The following is a 17578-nucleotide window of genomic DNA, read 5'->3' on the forward strand; positions in this document are numbered from 1 at the left end:
ACGAAAAAGAGAGAAGGAAACAGGGAATACAATAACATTACTTAAAACAAATAAAACCATAACATACTTTACATAGGGTTAAAAAATGTGCTGATGCAAATGCGATAAACTGTTCTGCAAAATCACTTCTGTTTTCTTAAAAAAAGAACATCCATAAAGATGTCCTTTAATGTGTAATTACTTCATTTTTCTAAAAATCCATAGGTAAGCCAATATTGAAATCCCCACAGAAACTGCTGCCATTATGTAAATGCTTATATACCCGAAAAGATAGCCGATTTGTCCGAAGAGGATGGCCCCGAAACCGATTCCAAGATCAAAGAAGGAATAGAACGTGGCATTGGCCATGCCTTTTCGATTTCGGGCAGCGTGTTCAAGAGACCACGCTTGAAGAGCCGGTTGGACAGCACCGAATCCAATGCCATAAAAAATAGCTGCCAAATACAGAATCATGTTACTTGGCATCCAGGCTAGCAATAGCATCGCCACTACGATAAAAAGAGTAGACGGAATGAAGACAGCTTGATGTCCTTTTTGATCATAGATTTTTCCAGCAAACATACGTGTGAAAATAAGAGCTAAAGCGTAAAGAAAAAAGTATCCTTAAATACCTGTCAGACCTTTTTCGATTGTATAAAGCGGTAAGAAGGTAGCAGTCCCGCCAAAAGTTACCGTAATGAAAAAAACAAGAACGGACGGAGCAACAGCGCTTTTTTCATAAATGTCAAACCTATTAGTTTTTACTGGGGCAGATGCATGATCTACTTTTTCATAAGTAATTGTTGAAGCCATGATCCAAGCTGCCAGGCTTAATACACCGCAAATAAAAACAAATGTTGAAAAGTTAAAACATCCGCTAAGAAAAGCCCGAATGAAGGACCAAAGGCCATCGCCAAATTACCCGATAAAGTGAAGTATCCCATTCCCTCACCCCGACGCCTTGCTGGGATAAGATCGGAGGCAATCGTACCTGATGCGGTGGTCGTATATCCCCAGCCAATTCCTTGTACAATCCTTATGGCGCATAGAAGGAAAATACTCATCATAAATCCAAACGAACCAATCGCTACAGCCAAAAGGGCTAGACCGAACAAGAAAACAAAGCGTCTCCCTTTTGTTTCCAAGGCCTGTCCAGCGAAAGGGCGGACAATCAGGGCAGAGAATAAAAACATGCCAGCAACTAACCCAATATACCGTTCATTTCCGCCAAGCTCTTTTACAAAAAGCGGAAGGGTCGGGGAAGTCATCTGAAAGGATAAAAAAACAAAAAAGTTAGCCAAGAAAATCATAATAAAATCACGCGACCAGATTTTATTAACAACCGGAAGTTCTTCTTTTAACAAAGGTACACCCATAATAGTTATTCTCCTCAATTGATAGTAATTATCATTATCATTTTACTAAAGTTATGGAGAACAATCTATAAAAATTAAGAGATCATCTTAAATCTAAGTAATATTGACTACAACAAAATAAAAAGAGCCCTAAGGCTCTAAAATAAACTATTTAAGATCAATTTTATCCATCCAATAAAAGAAATCCATAACGGTATGCTCAAAGATGTACCAAACAAAAGTCCTTTAAAGAAATTCCCTTCATTTTCACCTATCATATTGAACACACCTCTCGGCTTGGTTTTCTTGTGATAATTATAAATGAAAGCGCTTTCTTTGTATATGAGGCATTTGAAGCAATTACTTTACAATATAATCCTTAAGAGAAAGCAGAAAAGTTGAATCAGTCGGCTTTCTCATGAAATTAAAACAATCTTATATATCTTACCAGGATTTTGATATGATGCTGGCTTTTCTAGCTGTCAGTCGTAGAAAAAGGCGAAGACCTTTTTATCCCTATAGGGGAAAACTAACCAGATTCAAATATTTATAAATTGAAATTGATTTTCGAATTCAACATGGAGAACACTTAATACTCGAACATAAAGTAGAAAAAAATTATGGAAAGTCCACTCCCTATTAAACCTTATATAGAGAATACCTTGGTGTTAGAATTATATTAATTGATTTCGAAAGGAAAAACTCAGGTTGGGGATACCTACAATAATCGATTAGAAGCAGGGTATTCTTTAGAAGGCGGAGCAACATTTAATATAGGTGAGTTTCCTTTCGCGAATGAATTGTTATAGAGAATCGGAACTGTAGAATGAAACTGTATAGCCAACCCTAAGCAATAAGGCTATAATTTAATTAATACAGTTAAAGGCATTTATCATTTTACGAAGTCAAAATTATATGATTTAACGGGTTCACCTGGGTTGAAAGGAGGAAATATGTGAATCGAAGAAAATTCTTATTAAGCTTTTCACTTTGGATATTATATTTCATTTTTGGCTATAGAATTGGCAATTCCGATATAAAAACTGGAGTTTTAAGTGGAGAGTTGTCCGAAACTGAGAAAAATCTTAATAACAATTGGGTTGATGCAAAAAAAGATTTTGGTGCTATAGGTGATGGATTAACGGACGATTCAATAGCTATACAAAATGCACTGAACTCCTTAACATCTGGTGGAACACTTTTTATTCCTGATGGAACGTATATTATTTCTGCTAAATTAGTTGCACCACCTAACACTACGGTAAGAGGAGCAGGAATTAATCGTACTTTTATTCATTGGGCTACAAATAATTCTACTTTAAACTGGATGTTGGAGTTTTCGCAAAACAATTCAATCCAATGGAGTGCCGTAACGGACTTAACATTGAATCATAAAAGAGAAGAAAGGGGATTACAAGATAGTCAAGCATATGGAGGTATTCACGCTTGTAGTCGCTTAACCATTGAAAGAGTGCGTATTCATAATACATCCGGCCCCGGCATTACTCAAGGTGCTATAGAAGATATTAAAATACATGATTGTGAGATATATGATACAGGACATCATGGCATTTATTTCAGTTCTAGTGGCGGTACATTTATCAAAAATTTGGATATAAGAAATAATTATATTGGATCGCCAGGGACAATAGCAGCAGGAAGACTATTGGGAGCACATTTAATCAAGTTTAGATTTGATACAAGTACACACGTTTTAGAAAATATAAGCATTAAAGACAATAAAATGGAATGTGGCGTTAATGGTGAAGGAATAATTATTTCAACAACAGAAATCACTGATAATACCGATTGTTTAGTATCTCATCTAACTATTGCTAATAACATGATTAACTATAAAAAAGAAGTAACTACAATGACTTCGGGAGTATATATTGGAGATAACAGCAAAGGTAAAAATGTTTGCGTCACAAATAATCTAATATATGGATCAGGTATAGTTGATTCTTATGGAGTCAGAACACTCTTTTCAAACTTTAATTTAACAGATAACGTTATCATTAGGCAAAATAAAATTGATAACTGTGAAACAGGTGTTTATGCTTCGAAAGCGTGGGTGTCTGAAAACCATATCATGTTTTCTAAGTACGGATTGACAGGTAATACAGGCAAGGCATTTAATAACTTTTTCGAATCTGTAACTGATGGAGCTATAGCCATTCGCCAAGCTATCAATTTCGATGTAGTAGAAAACACTATTAATATGTCGGGAGTTTCCACAATTGGGATTGAAATGGGGAATAGTGCAAATCTAATTATCTCGAGAAATAAAATAACAGGGGCAGTTGAAGGGATTAAACGCTCAAGTAAATCTCTAGTGGGTTGTATTTTCAGCGGGAATATCTTCATTCTATGTATTTCTAACTATGTTAGTTTCACAGATAGTACTTCAAGAATAAGAAATAACATTTTTATACCGTAAAAGACCGTCAAGGCACTAATACTATTAGACCTGTGGCAACTTATATAGGAATAGGTATTTTGACACTACTTTAAACAAACCGGTAGGTGGAACAGTACCACTTGAAAATAAGCTACAAGAACTACTGTTTAACCTTGTAGTAGGAACAAATTGTGCGGTAGTGGAAAATAAAATATAAAAAATCAAGGCATCCTTCGGGGTGTTTATTTTATTGGAGGAAAACACTTATAACAACAACTATTAATGTGAATATTAAAGGCGAAAATGGCGATCCAACTACCAAACAACCTGAAATAGAATCTTTGAATGGGTTCCATTTTTCGAAGGAGTTATGAAAGTAGTAAACAGACTCATTAAAGAACTTCATGAAGATGAATCTTTAAAAGGATTATTTGCTTCAACATTTGTTGATGCAGATGTTCGTTATATGGATCTTGCTCAAGTCAATTTTGAATTACAAACGGTGTGAATTCATTTGAACCTTTAATGCTGAAATTGCCAAACAAGGCATTTGAATTACTATCTGTTTTAAGTAATGTAGAGCTGCATGTACTTAAATCTCAAAAGTTTGAAGACATGCTTAAATATTTACGATGTGGTCCTAGAGGAAAATGATATCGATCGTTTAATCAGCCACATAAAAAAGTCTTTCGTGTTAACCCAAGGGATAATGAAGTTCTTGAACCTGGTCAAAAAGGCAACGGGCATACCAGCAACAAAGAGGTGTAACATTAATTGAAACACTGTTATTCGCTCTTTCTACTAGTTTGTGAGGTCGTACAGAGGTTTTGAAAGCTCCAGTTATAGAAAGCCTTGGGAATTTGTTGATGTTGAGTTAAGAGAACGAGGCTAAAGCCAAAGCTCAAAAAGGAGACAAGGACCGGTGGATCTCTTTCTTAGCAGCTGTTAACTCTCATCGGAAGCAGATTCAATGGCTAGAACTAATTTTATAAAACTCATTGAATCTAAAATTAAATTTAATCCCGGAGACAATCCGGTTCCTAAATATGAATTAGATATTGATCTTCTTAATAAACTGAAAGAACAACAGGGGAAAGTGGGTTATGAATGGCTGACATGATTGCAAGAGGTATATGTTTGGTTTAAATATGTTATGAGTAAGTAAATTCCAATTAGATGAAAAGTGATAAATAAAAACTTAATCCTTATTCTCTGAGTAAAAAAACTCAAAATATGAAATATTTACACAAAATGATATATTTATCATATTAAAATTTTTTGAGTTTAAAGGGGGATAATGATTTTGTTAGAGGATAGTTTAAGATCAGCAACCCCCATTGGTGGGGGTTTGAAAATAGAAATAAATTCTCTGGTTCATTGCTCATAAATGAATGTTAATATCCATCCCAATGATTAAGGGCATTACATATGGTTCGAGGTGATGCAGGAATATTTTAAGTTAAAGTAGTACATGTAAAAGGGGGAAAAGTGGCTATATCCACTTTTCCCCCTTTAATTTTACTCATTACATCAAAAGAAAGCGGTATCATAGTTGCTCAATCCTTAAAGGCATCAATTTTCTATCTTGAATAAACTCGCGCATTTCCTCTTTCGATATTCCTGACCCCATAACATCCTGCATGATCTCCATCCACTCTTCATCCATGATCTTGTCTGCTTGTTCATTCAATAGAGAATCGACCTTAATACAAAGAATTTTAGCGATTTTTTCCAAAACTAATATAGTTGGGTTTGTTTGAAGGTTTCTTTCCAGTGAGCTTATATAGGATTTGGCAACGCCGGATTTTGAGGAGAGTTCACTAATTGACATTTTCCTTTCTTCCCTAAGCGACTTAACTCGGTAACCTATCATATTGACCACACCTAACCATTAATATGAAAATTATATACTGATTAAACTATCACTTTCAGTTTACACATTTTCCTTTCAATTTTAATGATAACTAGGCACTAAAATACTTGACATTATTATATGTATAAATGGATTTTTCTGTTTTGGTAGGCATTTAGTTAGGTTTAATTATGGTAAATTTTGTTAAAAAACGCAAAGACCTAACAAAATATGGTAGTGGGTGTATACTTAGGTTTAATAAATTTTCAGGCGCAAATATTCTGGAAAATGAGTTATTTAGATGTCATTAATACAATATTTTAAATTTGTTTTTTTTTTCCTTTGTATTAACGTTTTCTTTTTTGTAAAATTACTTTTGCATTAGAAAAGTATTCTTTGATTGTAATTTTCATGTAAATTTCCTTGAAAATACATATAAGTAGGTAATATTATGGTATAATGTAATAGGTCATTTTTAACATATCAGGAGGATGAAATGGAAGAAACTATTAGTATTAAAGATATTTTTAAAACATTAAAGAAACGTTGGAAGCTGATCATGCTGCTAACATTAATTGCCGCTTTGATTAGTGGATCAATTTCGTATTTCTTATTAACACCAGTTTACCAATCTTCAACACAGATTCTCGTTAATCAGAAACAATCGGAAAACCAATTGGACTCTACACAAATCCGATCTAATATCGACATGATCAATACATATAGTGTGATCATAAAAAGCCCAGCCATTTTGGAGAAGGTCATTGATGAACTTGAACTAGACCAAAGCGTAGATCAACTTAGTCAAAAAATTACGATTAACAGTCAAGAAAATTCGCAAGTCTTCTCATTAACGGTTCAAGATAGTAATCCGGCCAAGGCAGTAGAGATTGCCAACACGGTTTCTTCAATTTTTCAAAAGGAAATCAAAGATATTATGAAAGTCGACAATGTTAGCATTCTTGCTAAGGCAGAAGTTAAGGAAAATCCTACTCCTGTAAAACCTAATCCACTATTGAATATCGCAATTGCAGTTGTGGTTGGATTGATGGCTGGAGTCGGCTTGGCATTCCTACTAGAGTATATGGACAATACGATCAAGGACGAGGATGATATTGAGAGACTCCTAGAATTACCCATCCTTGGATCTATTCAAAAAATATCGCAAAATAAATAAAAACATTCAGTGACATTAAGAAAGGAAGTGGGATTTTTGAGAAGTAAAGATGAAAAACAAGTGAAATTAATTGCGCAGACTAATCCTAAATCGCCTATTACTGAACAATATCGATTAATTAGGACAAACATACAATTCTCTTCAGTGGATAAAGAAATCAAAACGATTGTGGTTACTTCATCGGAGCCTAATGATGGGAAATCGACTACAGCTGCCAACCTAGCGATTGTGCTTGCTCAAGAAGAGAAAAAAGTATTACTTGTGGATGCGGACTTAAGGAAACCATCGGTTCATTATGCTTTTAACCTTAGTAATATACATGGACTTACTAGCGTATTGACAAAGAAAATGGACTTAAGAAAAACTATCTTGAATTCAAATGTTTCAAACTTAGACATTTTAACAAGTGGGCCGATACCACCTAATCCTTCAGAGTTATTAAATTCCAAAGCGATAGAAACCGCGATTGATGAACTAAAAGGAATGTATGATTATATTATTTTGGATACACCGCCCGTTCTGGTAGTGCCGGATTCCCAGATTGTTTCCAATAAATGTGATGGCGTGATAATAGTAGTGGCGAGCGGCAAGACAAACAAACAAAGTGCAGTGAAAGCAAAGGAGCTTTTAGTGAAAGCTAATACATCCTTGCTTGGAGTCGTTTTGAATGGCGTGGAAACGGATAACAGCAATTATTATTACTATCAATCCTAACGAAATAAAACAATTTTCGACAAAATAACACCCTGTTTAATGGCAGTTTTATATGCTACTATTAGTCAGGGTAATAATTCCTATTTTTAGAAGTCGGGCTTTTTTCTATTTGTTTTATAAAGGAAGTGTATGAAATTTGATTGACATACATTGTCACATTCTCCCAGGGATTGATGATGGATCTGCGGACATGAATGAAAGCATGAACATGGCAAGAAAAGCAGTAGAAGCAGGAATCACCCATATTTTTGCCACGCCACATCACTTAAATGAGAAATATGTAAATGTTAAAAGTTACATCATTGACCGGGCAGTGATGTTAAATGAGAATTTACACCAAAACAATATTCCACTTACCATCCATCTCGGACAAGAAGTAAGAATACACCGGGACATATTTACTTCACTTGAAAAAGAAGAAATCCTAACTCTGGACGATAACGGAAGGTATTTGCTACTAGAGCTTCCGTCGGGAAGCGTCCCTACATACACCAAAGCAGTGATTTACGAGCTGCAGCTGAAAGGAATAAAACCTATTATCGTACACCCGGAAAGAAATAAGGAATTGATCGAGAATCATAAACTATTATTTGAGTTGGTTCAAGAGGGAGCGTTAACTCAACTTACCTCCGGTAGTATTATCGGTCTCTTTGGGAAAAATGTTAAATCATTTTCAAAAAAAATAATCGAACATAATCTCGCTCATTTTGTTGCAACAGATGCTCATAATATAGGTTCTAGAGGATTCACGTTACAACAAGCCTATGAAACAATCACTAAAACATACGGAATACAACGTACATTTTATTTTAAAGAAAATGCTGAACAGCTAATAAAGGGACAAAGTCCTTCTATTGAAAAACCCGTTCCATTCAAAAAGAAAATCTTAGGGATCTTTTAGAAAACCAGAAAGTTAGGAAACGTTTTCATCATTATAAAAAAATTTTGCCTCCGTGTAAAGTTTTAGGTTCTTTTGTTGCTGGAGCAACCAATAGAGGAGGTGGATAAACCACCTTGAATTTAGAAAGTTCATTGTTCATCATTCAAAACGGTCCTTAGGGTAAATGGTAAATAAGGGCATTAAAGAAACATAGCAAATGGGAACATGTAAAGCATATTTCATTCTTATATTAACAATGAAAAGCATGTGAAATAGAATTCAATACATTAAAACAGTATGTAAAAGAGAGTAAATCAAACAATATTAAAGGGGGAAATGTGGTTGGCCTACCGAAAACGATTAACACTTCTGGCCCTATTAGACTCATTAATAGTATTATCGGCCATTTATGTAAGTTATTTATTCTTGTATCCGTATTTAAATATATTTAAATTACCAACGCTCTTGGTCACATCTGTCTCTCTATTAATTAGCCATCATTTTTTTGCTTCTATTTATAAACTGTATAAGAAGGCCTGGGAGTATGCAAGTATTGGAGAGTTACTGTCCATAGTTAAAGCCGTAAGCCTATCGGTTATCACTGTTATCGCCATCCAGTTAATTGTTTTTCAAGATGTTTACGTAAGAGCCATGGCATTGACCTGGATGATGCATGTTATCCTTATTGGGGGTTCCCGCTTTTCTTGGAGAATGCTGCGTGACCGTTTGATAAATAATCAAAAGGAAACCAGAAACACATTGGTAATCGGTGCGGGATCTGCCGGAACCATGGTTGTACGTCAGCTTCTCAATAATCATGATACGGAACTTAAACCAGTAGCGTTCATTGATGATGATCCGAAAAAAGAAAAGCTAGACATATTAGGAATACCTGTTGTCGGTAACTCAAAACATATCCCCGAAATGGTTGGAAAATATCATATAGATAATATTGTTATTGCGATTCCTTCATTAAGTAAGAAAGAATTGAAGGTCATTTTTGATGAATGTGTGAAAACAAATGCAAAAACACAAATAATGCCGATGCTTGAAGATATTATGTTAGGGAAAGTAGCTGTTAATCAGTTTAAAGAAGTGGAAGTGGAAGATCTTTTAGGAAGAGAACCTGTTGAATTAGATATTAATAGTATTTCTGAATATGTAACTGGTAAGACCATATTAGTAACTGGAGCTGGAGGATCTATTGGTTCGGAGATTTGCCGTCAGATATGCAGATTCTCTCCGGGAACTCTGATATTACTAGGACATGGAGAAAATAGCATTTATCAGATTGACATGGAACTGAAAAAGTTATATGCCAATCAAATTGAAATCATACCAGTCATCGCAGATATTCAAGATCGAGATAGAATTTTTGAAGTGATGGAAACCTACCGACCTGATGTTGTTTACCATGCGGCTGCACACAAACATGTCCCGCTAATGGAATACAATCCTCGTGAAGCAGTTAAGAATAATGTTTTTGGTACAAAGAATGTTGCAGAAGCAGCAGATACTTTTGGTGTGGGTGCGTTTGTAATGATTTCTTCTGATAAAGCCGTTAACCCAACAAACGTCATGGGTTCGACAAAGCGGATTGCTGAAATGATCATACAGCAATTAGCTAAACATAGCACAACAAAATTTGTTGCGGTTCGCTTCGGAAATGTTTTAGGCAGCAGGGGAAGTGTCATTCCTTTATTTAAAAAGCAAATCCAGGCAGGTGGACCAATAACGGTCACACATCCAGACATGACAAGGTATTTTATGACTATACCTGAAGCATCCAGATTAGTCATACAGGCAAGTTCTTTGGCTCGTGGCGGAGAAATATTCGTTCTTGATATGGGTGAACCAGTTAAGATAGTGGAATTAGCTACAAACCTTATCCAGTTATCAGGTTATTCGGTAGACGAAATTGGAATTGAATTCTCAGGGATTCGTCCTGGTGAGAAAATGTATGAAGAACTATTAGGGGAGAAAGAGGTTCATAGTGAAGCGGTATTCCCTAAAATCTTTATAGGAAAAGCAGTACTGGAACAGGAAGAGGAAATACAGTATCTTTTAAACTCTTATGATGATTTTTCCATAACAGAACTTAAAGATTTCGTTATAAATTTAGCAAATCGAAGAAAGAACAGAACTTTCTCAGCAGTTAAGTAATAAGGAGGACTATAAAGTGAAGAAAATCACAAAAGCAATCATTCCGGCAGCAGGGTTGGGCACTCGGTTTTTGCCTGCTACAAAAGCTATGCCTAAGGAGATGCTACCAATCGTTGATAAGCCAACGATTCAGTACATAGTCGAGGAAGCTGTTGCATCAGGAATAAAAGATATAATAATCGTAACTGGAAAAGGCAAACGTGCTATTGAGGACCATTTTGATTACGCTCCTGAACTCGAACAAAACCTATTGGAAAAAGGAAAAGTAGAGTTGCTCAATAAGGTACAATATTCCTCAAAACTTGCTAATATCCATTATATTAGACAGAAGGAACCAAAAGGATTAGGTCACGCTGTATGGTGTGCACGTAAATTCATTGGGGACGAGCCATTTGCCGTACTTTTAGGTGATGATATTGTCCAGAGTGAAACGCCTTGCTTAAAGCAGTTAATGAATCAGTTTGAGGAAACAAATAATTCAATTATCGGAGTTCAAACTGTACCAAAGGAAGAAACCAATCGCTATGGGATAATTGATCCCGCTTTTCAAGATGGACGACTATATCAAGTTGAAAACTTTGTAGAAAAACCAGCCTTAGGAACAGCTCCTTCTAATTTGGCAATAATGGGAAGATATATCCTTACTCCTGAAATCTTCAGTATGCTTGATCAGCAAGAAGCTGGTGCAGGCGGGGAAATTCAGTTAACAGATGCGATTCAACAGTTAAACCAGACACAGCAAGTTTTTGCTTATGATTTTGAAGGAAAACGATATGATGTTGGGGAGAAGTTAGGGTTTGTGAAAACGACGATAGAGTTTGCTTTGCAAAATGAAGAAATCAAGGATGATTTAGTAGAGTTTTTAGAACAAATGGTTAAGGAGATTTCCTCAGAAAAGATTAATGCATAGGTATATTCATGTTTTTCGTGAAATATGATTCATATAGTTTTACCTAAGGAAGATTTAACAAGTGAAACATCAAGGGATATCTTTATACCCATCTTCCTTGGATACTCTTTAACCATCTTTAACCCTATTTTAATAGTGGCTAGATGGAGAAAGAACTTGTTTGAAAAATATCTACATATAAAGTGACTTATTGTAGGAAGGAAGTTTTAGAGATGAAGGATCGATTATTCCTATCATCACCACATATGAGTGATGAAGGTTATGAAATGGAATATATAAAGGAAGCTTTTGATACGAACTGGATTGCTCCTCTTGGGGAAAATGTAAATCAATTTGAAATAGAATTGGCAAATAAGGTAGGAATTAAAGCTGCTGCAGCACTATCTTCAGGCACAGCCGCAATCCATTTAGCTCTTAAAGCAGCAGGAGTTGAAGAAGGAGATATTGTGTTTTGTCCTACATTAACATTCTCAGCAACTGTCAACCCGGTAATTTATCAAAAAGCCATTCCTGTTTTTATAGATAGTGATTACGAGACTTGGAATATGTGTCCTAAAGCTTTGGAAGATGCTTTTGAGAAATACCCTGAAGTGAAAGCCGTAATTGTAGTTCATCTTTACGGACTTTCTGCAGATATGGATAAGATAATGGAGATTTGCAATAAGCATGAGGTAGCAGTAATAGAAGATGCTGCTGAAAGCTTAGGTACTTATTATAAAGGGAGACATACTGGGACCTTTGGTGATTATGGGATTTTCTCTTTTAATGGGAATAAGATTATCACTACTTCAGGCGGTGGGATGCTAGTTTCTAATAATGAAGAGCGTATTGCTAAGACAAGATTTTGGGCGACTCAGAGTAGGGACCAAGCAAGGCACTATCAGCATAGTGAATTAGGATTTAATTATCGGATGAGCAATGTAGTTGCTGGGATTGGCAGAGGGCAGCTAAAGGTATTAGATCAGAGAGTTGAGAAGAAGAATTATATCCTTGAGTTTTATAAGAGAGAACTTGGTGAACTTGACGGTGTAGAGTTCATGCCTAGTAATGAGTGGGATAAACCGAATTATTGGTTAAGTTCTATGACTCTGAATGGTAATGTTAGACCGATTGATGTTATGGAAGCTCTTGAAAAAGAAAATATTGAATCAAGACCGGTTTGGAAGCCAATGCATCTTCAGCCATTTTTTGAGAAGTATGACTTTGTTGGAACGGATGTATCGGAAAAATTGTTTGAGAATGGTATTTGCTTGCCTTCTGATACAAAGTTAACGGACGAGGATTTGGAGAGAGTTGTTGAAATTATTAAAGGGTTGTGGGAAAGATAATGAAATCTTCTAAGGATGGTATTTATAGAAAATTTATAAAAAGAGCTATGGATTTCATACTATCTTTGCTTGCAATTGTTATCCTTAGTCCTATCCTTCTGGTTGTTGCATTTCTTGTAAGAGTAAAGTTGGGCAGTCCAGTGTTGTTTAAACAAAAAAGGCCAGGACTGAATGAGAATATTTTTATGATGTATAAGTTTAGAACAATGACGGATGAAAGAGATGAACTTGGAGAGCTGCTTCCTGATAATGTTAGGTTGACGAGGTTTGGAAGGTTACTGCGCTCTACGTCCCTCGATGAACTTCCAGAACTTTTTAATATTCTTAGGGGAGATATGTCGATTGTGGGCCCAAGGCCTTTGCTGGTTCAGTATCTCCCAATTTACAATGATCATCAAAAGCGTCGGCATGAGGTTAGACCTGGATTGTCCGGTTTGGCTCAGGTGAACGGAAGAAATGCTATTAGTTGGGAAAATAAATTTGATCTCGATGTAGAGTATGTAGATAATGTAAGCTTCATTGGGGACTGGAAGATTATTTTTCTTACTATTAAAAAGGTCTTTATAAGGGAAGGTATAAATTCAGAAGTTGCTGCAACGATGGAGCCATTCAAAGGGTCCAATCAAAAGGAAAGAATAGAATTATGAAAAATAAACTTCTTATAATCGGTGCCAGTGGTCATGGAAAAGTTGTTGCTGATATCGCATTGAAAATGAATAAATGGCAAAGTCTTGCTTTTTTAGATGATAACGAAAATATTAAATCTTCAATGGGAATAGAAGTGATCGGTAAATCAACTGATGTATTTAATCATATACAAGATTACGATATCTTTGTAGGTATAGGTGATAATTCCACACGAGAAAAGGTGCATGGGAAACTTGAAGCTAAGGGAGTAATCATCCCCACATTGATTCATCCTACTGCTGTTATCGGGGATAAAGTTGAGTTAGCTTCCGGTACAGTGGTGATGGCTGGAGTAGTGATTAATTGCTGTACAATAATCGGCAAGGGATGCATTATCAATACTGGTGCTACGATAGACCATGACAATACAATTGAAGATTTTGTTCATATATCACCAGGTGCGCATTTAGCTGGTACAGTGAAAGTTGGACATGGGTCATGGTTAGGTATTGGAAGTATAGTAAGTAATAACTTAAACATCAGTAAAGACTGTAAAATCGGTGCGGGTGCTGTAGTTGTTAAAGAAATAACTGAATCGGGAATATATGTAGGAATTCCAGCTGGGAGAGTTTGTAATGTCAAAGATTCTAATATTGGCTAATAACGATGTGGGCTTATATAAATTTAGAAAAGAACTATTAAAGGAATTAGTTAAGGAAAATGAAGTATATATATCCCTCCCTAATGGTGAGTTTATTTCTGAGTTAATAGAGTTGGGTTGTAAATTTATTGACACAGCAATTAACAGGAGAGGTACTAATCCGATAACTGATTTGAAATTGATATTAAATTATAGAAGAATTATTAAGGATATCAAACCAGATTTGGTTTTAACATACACGATTAAACCAAACGTTTATGGTGGTTTAGCTTGTAGAATGAGTGGTATCACTAGTATTGCAAATATTACAGGGCTTGGATCAGCAGTAGAAAATGGTGGGATATTGCAAAAGATCACTCTTTTTTTGTATAAGGTATCTTTAAAGAAAGCAAAATGTGTTTTTTTTCAGAATAAAGAGAATGAAGAGTTTATGCTTAAGAAGAAAATTATTAGTGGAAATCATAGATTAATACCAGGATCCGGCGTTAACCTTGACTATTATTCTTTATTAGATTATCCATCAGATAAAACAATCAATTTTTTGTTTATTGCTCGTGTAATGAAAGAAAAAGGTATCGATCAATATTTAGAAGCCGCTGAGTATATTAGGGTCAAGTACCCAAATACTGTGTTTCATATCTTAGGATTTTGTGAAGATGCATATGAAGATAAATTGAAAGAAATGCAAGCCAAAGATGTTATCAAATATCATGGAATGCAAAGTGATGTAAGGGAATATCACAAAATCTCTCACTGTACAATTCACCCTACATATTATCCGGAAGGAATGTCAAATGTATTACTTGAAAGTGCTGCATCTGGTAGACCAATTATTACCACCAATAGGAGTGGTTGCCGCGAGATAGTTGACAATGATGTAAATGGGTACATTGTTATGCAACAAAATAGTAAAGATCTGATAGAGAAGATTGATAAATTCTTAAGCTTAGATTATAAAACTAAAAGGCAGATGGGGTTAGCAGGTAGAAAGAAAGTAGAGAATGAGTTTAATAGACAAATAGTAATTAATGAGTATTTAAAGGAAATAAAATATGTGATTATGAATCAAGGAAGGAATTAAAATGGAGAGAAAATTGGTTAGCGTAATAATTCCAACATACAATAGGCCTTTAAAATTATCTAGGGCAATTGATTCAGTTTTAAATCAAACCTATTCTAGTATTGAAGTTGTAGTAGTAGATGATAATAATCCCAATACACCTGGAAGAACTGAAACTGAAGAATTAATGAAGAAATATAGAGATAATCAAAAAGTGAAATATATTAAACATGAATGCAATAAAAATGGTTCGGCAGCAAGAAATACGGGATTTAGAAACTCAAAAGGTGAATATATCATGCTATTAGATGATGATGATGAGTTTCTTCCTCGTAAAGTAGAGGTACAAGTTAATTGTTTGGAGACACGAGACAATTCTTGGGGAGCTTGTTATACAAAATATAAACGATTGAGAAATGGAAAAATCGATACTTTGTGTGCAGAGAGTAGAGAAGGTAATTTATATTTTGAAGAGCTTTGTAGAAATCTTTTCATTCAGGCAGGATCAAATCTAATGGTACGAAGAGCAGTTTTTGAAGAATTAGGTGGCTTTGATGAATCTTTTAACAGAAATCAGGATATTGAGTTTTCTGTAAGACTTCTAAAAAAATACAAATTAGCTTATGTTGATGAAATGGGCTTAATATATCATAGACATTTAACATCTGAGAAAAGATTTTTTGATATGGATCAAATTACTGACCATTATTTAAACGCATTTAAATCACATATTGAAGAATTATCTAAAGAAGAAAAAAGTAAATTTTATAAAATTATTAACCTTCAACTATTTCGATATAGAGTAATTACAATAAAGAATTTTAATGCAGGATATCAAATGGTGAAAAATAGGGATGTAAGGGTGGCGGATGTTATTAGATACTTTTTACATTTGGCATATCGCCGTACGTTTAAAAAGAGTTATGGTTTTAATATTTAACAAGAGAATAATAAATTGATAGGAGATATTTATGGTATTTAATAGTATATTTTCCTATATGTCCTTTGCTATTTATGTTGTAATCTTTTTACTAGTGTATGGATATGTTAAAAGGATTATATCATATAAGGGATTTAATGGCTTAAGTATGTTCATCTTATCATTCAGTATGTTTTATTTTGTTGTGCCTTTTATACAAACCTTTTTTAAGTTATATAGAGATGATACTTCACTCTTTACAAGGCTATTAAATCGACTAAGTGATGAAGAAATTTTCTTGAATCTTTTTATTAGCAGTATTTGCTTACTTTTAATTGTTTTTTCGTACAAATTGAACTTTAAGTCAAAAGGCAGCAATCCTATTCAGGACAGCATAAATCAAAATGTTGTAGGAAAAGATGTATTATATAAGAAAATAAATCGTATAACTGATGTGGTTTTTTTAGTTGGATTAGGAAGTATGATTTTTTTAATTGCAGAGGTTGGTTCATTAAAAACATACTTATCGTTAGGAGCTATGACTAGAGGTCTTGATAAATCCCCAACTGATTTTATAAGGTCAAGTTATTTACAACTTGTTACTCTCTCAGTAATTATTCTAGTAACACCGTATTTGTATCTTTATTTATATCGTATGAAAAAGAGTAAGTTTATTATTATAAAATTTTTAGTTTCATTCCTCTTTTCTGTTTTATTTTTATTCTACAACCAAGGACGTGCTCCTTTAATAATTTTCTTTTTACCTTTTCTTTTCACTATTAGTAAAGGAAGTAAGAAGAACTTTTTAGGGTTAGTAGGTATGTTTGTGGTAGGATTGTTTCTACTTAATTATTTAGATGCATTATTTCAGTATTTTGCGTATGGAAATTACTTGGTAGAAAAAAACGGTAACTTTATTACAGGGTTTTTAAGTGAATTTAGCTATCCATTTACGAATTTTTCATTAAGAAACGATTTAATTGACGTTAATGGCTATCGTTATATGTATGATTATTTTATTTGGCCATTAACAATGATTCCTAGTTCATTATTAAATTTAGTAGGCCTCAGCAAAGAGTCTCTTATTGCGTTGTCGACTCTCAATACGGAAGCTTATGGGGTATTCCTAGGAGTAACACCAACTGGAGGAATTCCCGTAGATTTATTAACTTATAATTATTATCAATTTGGTTTTCTGACATTGATACCTATATGTTTTGTAATTGGGAGGATTTTAAGAAAATTGGATAAGATTTTTATTTTTTTTGATAATAATTTTGCTATTAAAATCGTGTTATATAGAATTTCCTTTTCAATGATAACTTTTTTAAATAATGCTGACATTTCTGCAATTGTACGAAATAGACTAGATGTTGTTTTGTTAGCTTTAATAATAATCTATATTTACAAAAAATCGCTAAAGGTATCACTAAAACAGAAATTATAGTAATGAATTTTTTTGATGTTGGGGGAATGGTATTAAGTTTAGAAAAAGGTTGTACATTATTTCAGACCATTTTGATCAGGAAATCTTTCAAAGTTTTTTAGATTA

Annotated in this window: 15 protein-coding genes and 1 pseudogene; 14 read left to right on the forward strand and 2 right to left on the reverse strand. The window is 34.3% G+C overall.

The features are described from left to right. Positions 1–177 precede the first annotated feature (177 nt). Positions 178–1355 (reverse strand): annotated as a pseudogene (locus AC2YHV_RS00980) (MFS transporter). A 934-nt stretch (positions 1356–2289) separates the two neighbouring features. Here AC2YHV_RS00980 and AC2YHV_RS00985 point away from each other — a divergent pair. The 3 genes from AC2YHV_RS00985 (at position 2290) to AC2YHV_RS00995 (ending at position 4855) form a co-directional block, all read left to right on the forward strand. Then, the gene (locus AC2YHV_RS00985; RefSeq protein WP_487372410.1) at positions 2290–3774 is read left to right on the forward strand and encodes a glycosyl hydrolase family 28-related protein; all 1485 of its coding nucleotides are present in this window, start codon (positions 2290–2292) and stop codon (positions 3772–3774) included. A gap of 331 nt (positions 3775–4105) precedes the next feature. Then, positions 4106–4243, forward strand: coding sequence for a hypothetical protein (locus AC2YHV_RS00990; RefSeq protein ID WP_487372411.1), 138 nt, complete (start codon positions 4106–4108; stop codon positions 4241–4243). A 462-nt stretch (positions 4244–4705) separates the two neighbouring features. Then, positions 4706–4855, forward strand: a complete 150-nt coding sequence (locus tag AC2YHV_RS00995) for a hypothetical protein (protein WP_487372412.1) — start codon at positions 4706–4708, stop codon at positions 4853–4855. A gap of 426 nt (positions 4856–5281) precedes the next feature. Here the strand turns inward: AC2YHV_RS00995 and AC2YHV_RS01000 are convergent, their stop codons facing one another. Then, positions 5282–5608 (reverse strand): helix-turn-helix domain-containing protein, encoded by a 327-nt coding sequence (locus tag AC2YHV_RS01000; protein ID WP_487372413.1) that lies wholly within the window; start codon positions 5606–5608, stop codon positions 5282–5284. Between the two features lie 475 nt (positions 5609–6083). Here AC2YHV_RS01000 and AC2YHV_RS01005 point away from each other — a divergent pair, with 475 nt between their 5' ends. The 11 genes from AC2YHV_RS01005 (at position 6084) to AC2YHV_RS01055 (ending at position 17473) form a co-directional block, all read left to right on the forward strand. Next, positions 6084–6764, forward strand: coding sequence for a YveK family protein (locus tag AC2YHV_RS01005; RefSeq protein WP_487372414.1), 681 nt, complete (start codon positions 6084–6086; stop codon positions 6762–6764). Positions 6765–6800: 36 nt separating this feature from the next. Next, positions 6801–7478: a CpsD/CapB family tyrosine-protein kinase gene (locus AC2YHV_RS01010; protein ID WP_430142820.1), complete on the forward strand. Its 678-nt coding sequence runs from the start codon at positions 6801–6803 to the stop codon at positions 7476–7478. A gap of 136 nt (positions 7479–7614) precedes the next feature. Next, positions 7615–8379, forward strand: a complete 765-nt coding sequence (locus AC2YHV_RS01015) for a tyrosine-protein phosphatase (protein ID WP_487372415.1) — start codon at positions 7615–7617, stop codon at positions 8377–8379. 321 nt (positions 8380–8700) lie between these two features. Then, a complete protein-coding gene (locus AC2YHV_RS01020) occupies positions 8701–10521 on the forward strand; it encodes a polysaccharide biosynthesis protein (RefSeq protein WP_487372416.1) in 1821 nt (606 codons plus the stop codon). 16 nt (positions 10522–10537) lie between these two features. Next, positions 10538–11431: a UTP--glucose-1-phosphate uridylyltransferase GalU gene (gene galU, locus AC2YHV_RS01025; protein ID WP_487372417.1), complete on the forward strand. Its 894-nt coding sequence runs from the start codon at positions 10538–10540 to the stop codon at positions 11429–11431. Positions 11432–11643: 212 nt separating this feature from the next. Further along, positions 11644–12759, forward strand: a complete 1116-nt coding sequence (locus AC2YHV_RS01030) for a DegT/DnrJ/EryC1/StrS family aminotransferase (RefSeq protein WP_487372418.1) — start codon at positions 11644–11646, stop codon at positions 12757–12759. Further along, complete coding sequence (locus AC2YHV_RS01035; RefSeq protein WP_487372419.1) at positions 12759–13406, forward strand: sugar transferase; 648 nt, start codon at positions 12759–12761, stop codon at positions 13404–13406. Before AC2YHV_RS01030 ends, AC2YHV_RS01035 begins: the two co-directional genes overlap by 1 nt. Next, entirely contained in the window at positions 13403–14047 is a 645-nt protein-coding gene (locus AC2YHV_RS01040; RefSeq protein ID WP_487372420.1) for an acetyltransferase, read from the forward strand. The genes AC2YHV_RS01035 and AC2YHV_RS01040 overlap by 4 nt, the downstream gene beginning before the upstream one ends. Then, on the forward strand, positions 14022–15128 hold the full coding sequence (locus tag AC2YHV_RS01045; protein ID WP_487372421.1) for a glycosyltransferase family 4 protein: 1107 nt from the start codon (positions 14022–14024) through the stop codon (positions 15126–15128). Before AC2YHV_RS01040 ends, AC2YHV_RS01045 begins: the two co-directional genes overlap by 26 nt. 1 nt (position 15129) lies before the next feature. Then, entirely contained in the window at positions 15130–16047 is a 918-nt protein-coding gene (locus tag AC2YHV_RS01050; protein ID WP_487372422.1) for a glycosyltransferase family 2 protein, read from the forward strand. A gap of 31 nt (positions 16048–16078) precedes the next feature. After that, positions 16079–17473, forward strand: coding sequence for an O-antigen polymerase (locus tag AC2YHV_RS01055; RefSeq protein WP_487372423.1), 1395 nt, complete (start codon positions 16079–16081; stop codon positions 17471–17473). The last annotated feature ends 105 nt before the right edge of the window (positions 17474–17578 follow it).

It is taken from the genome of Peribacillus sp. SRI_006, assembly GCF_057586375.1.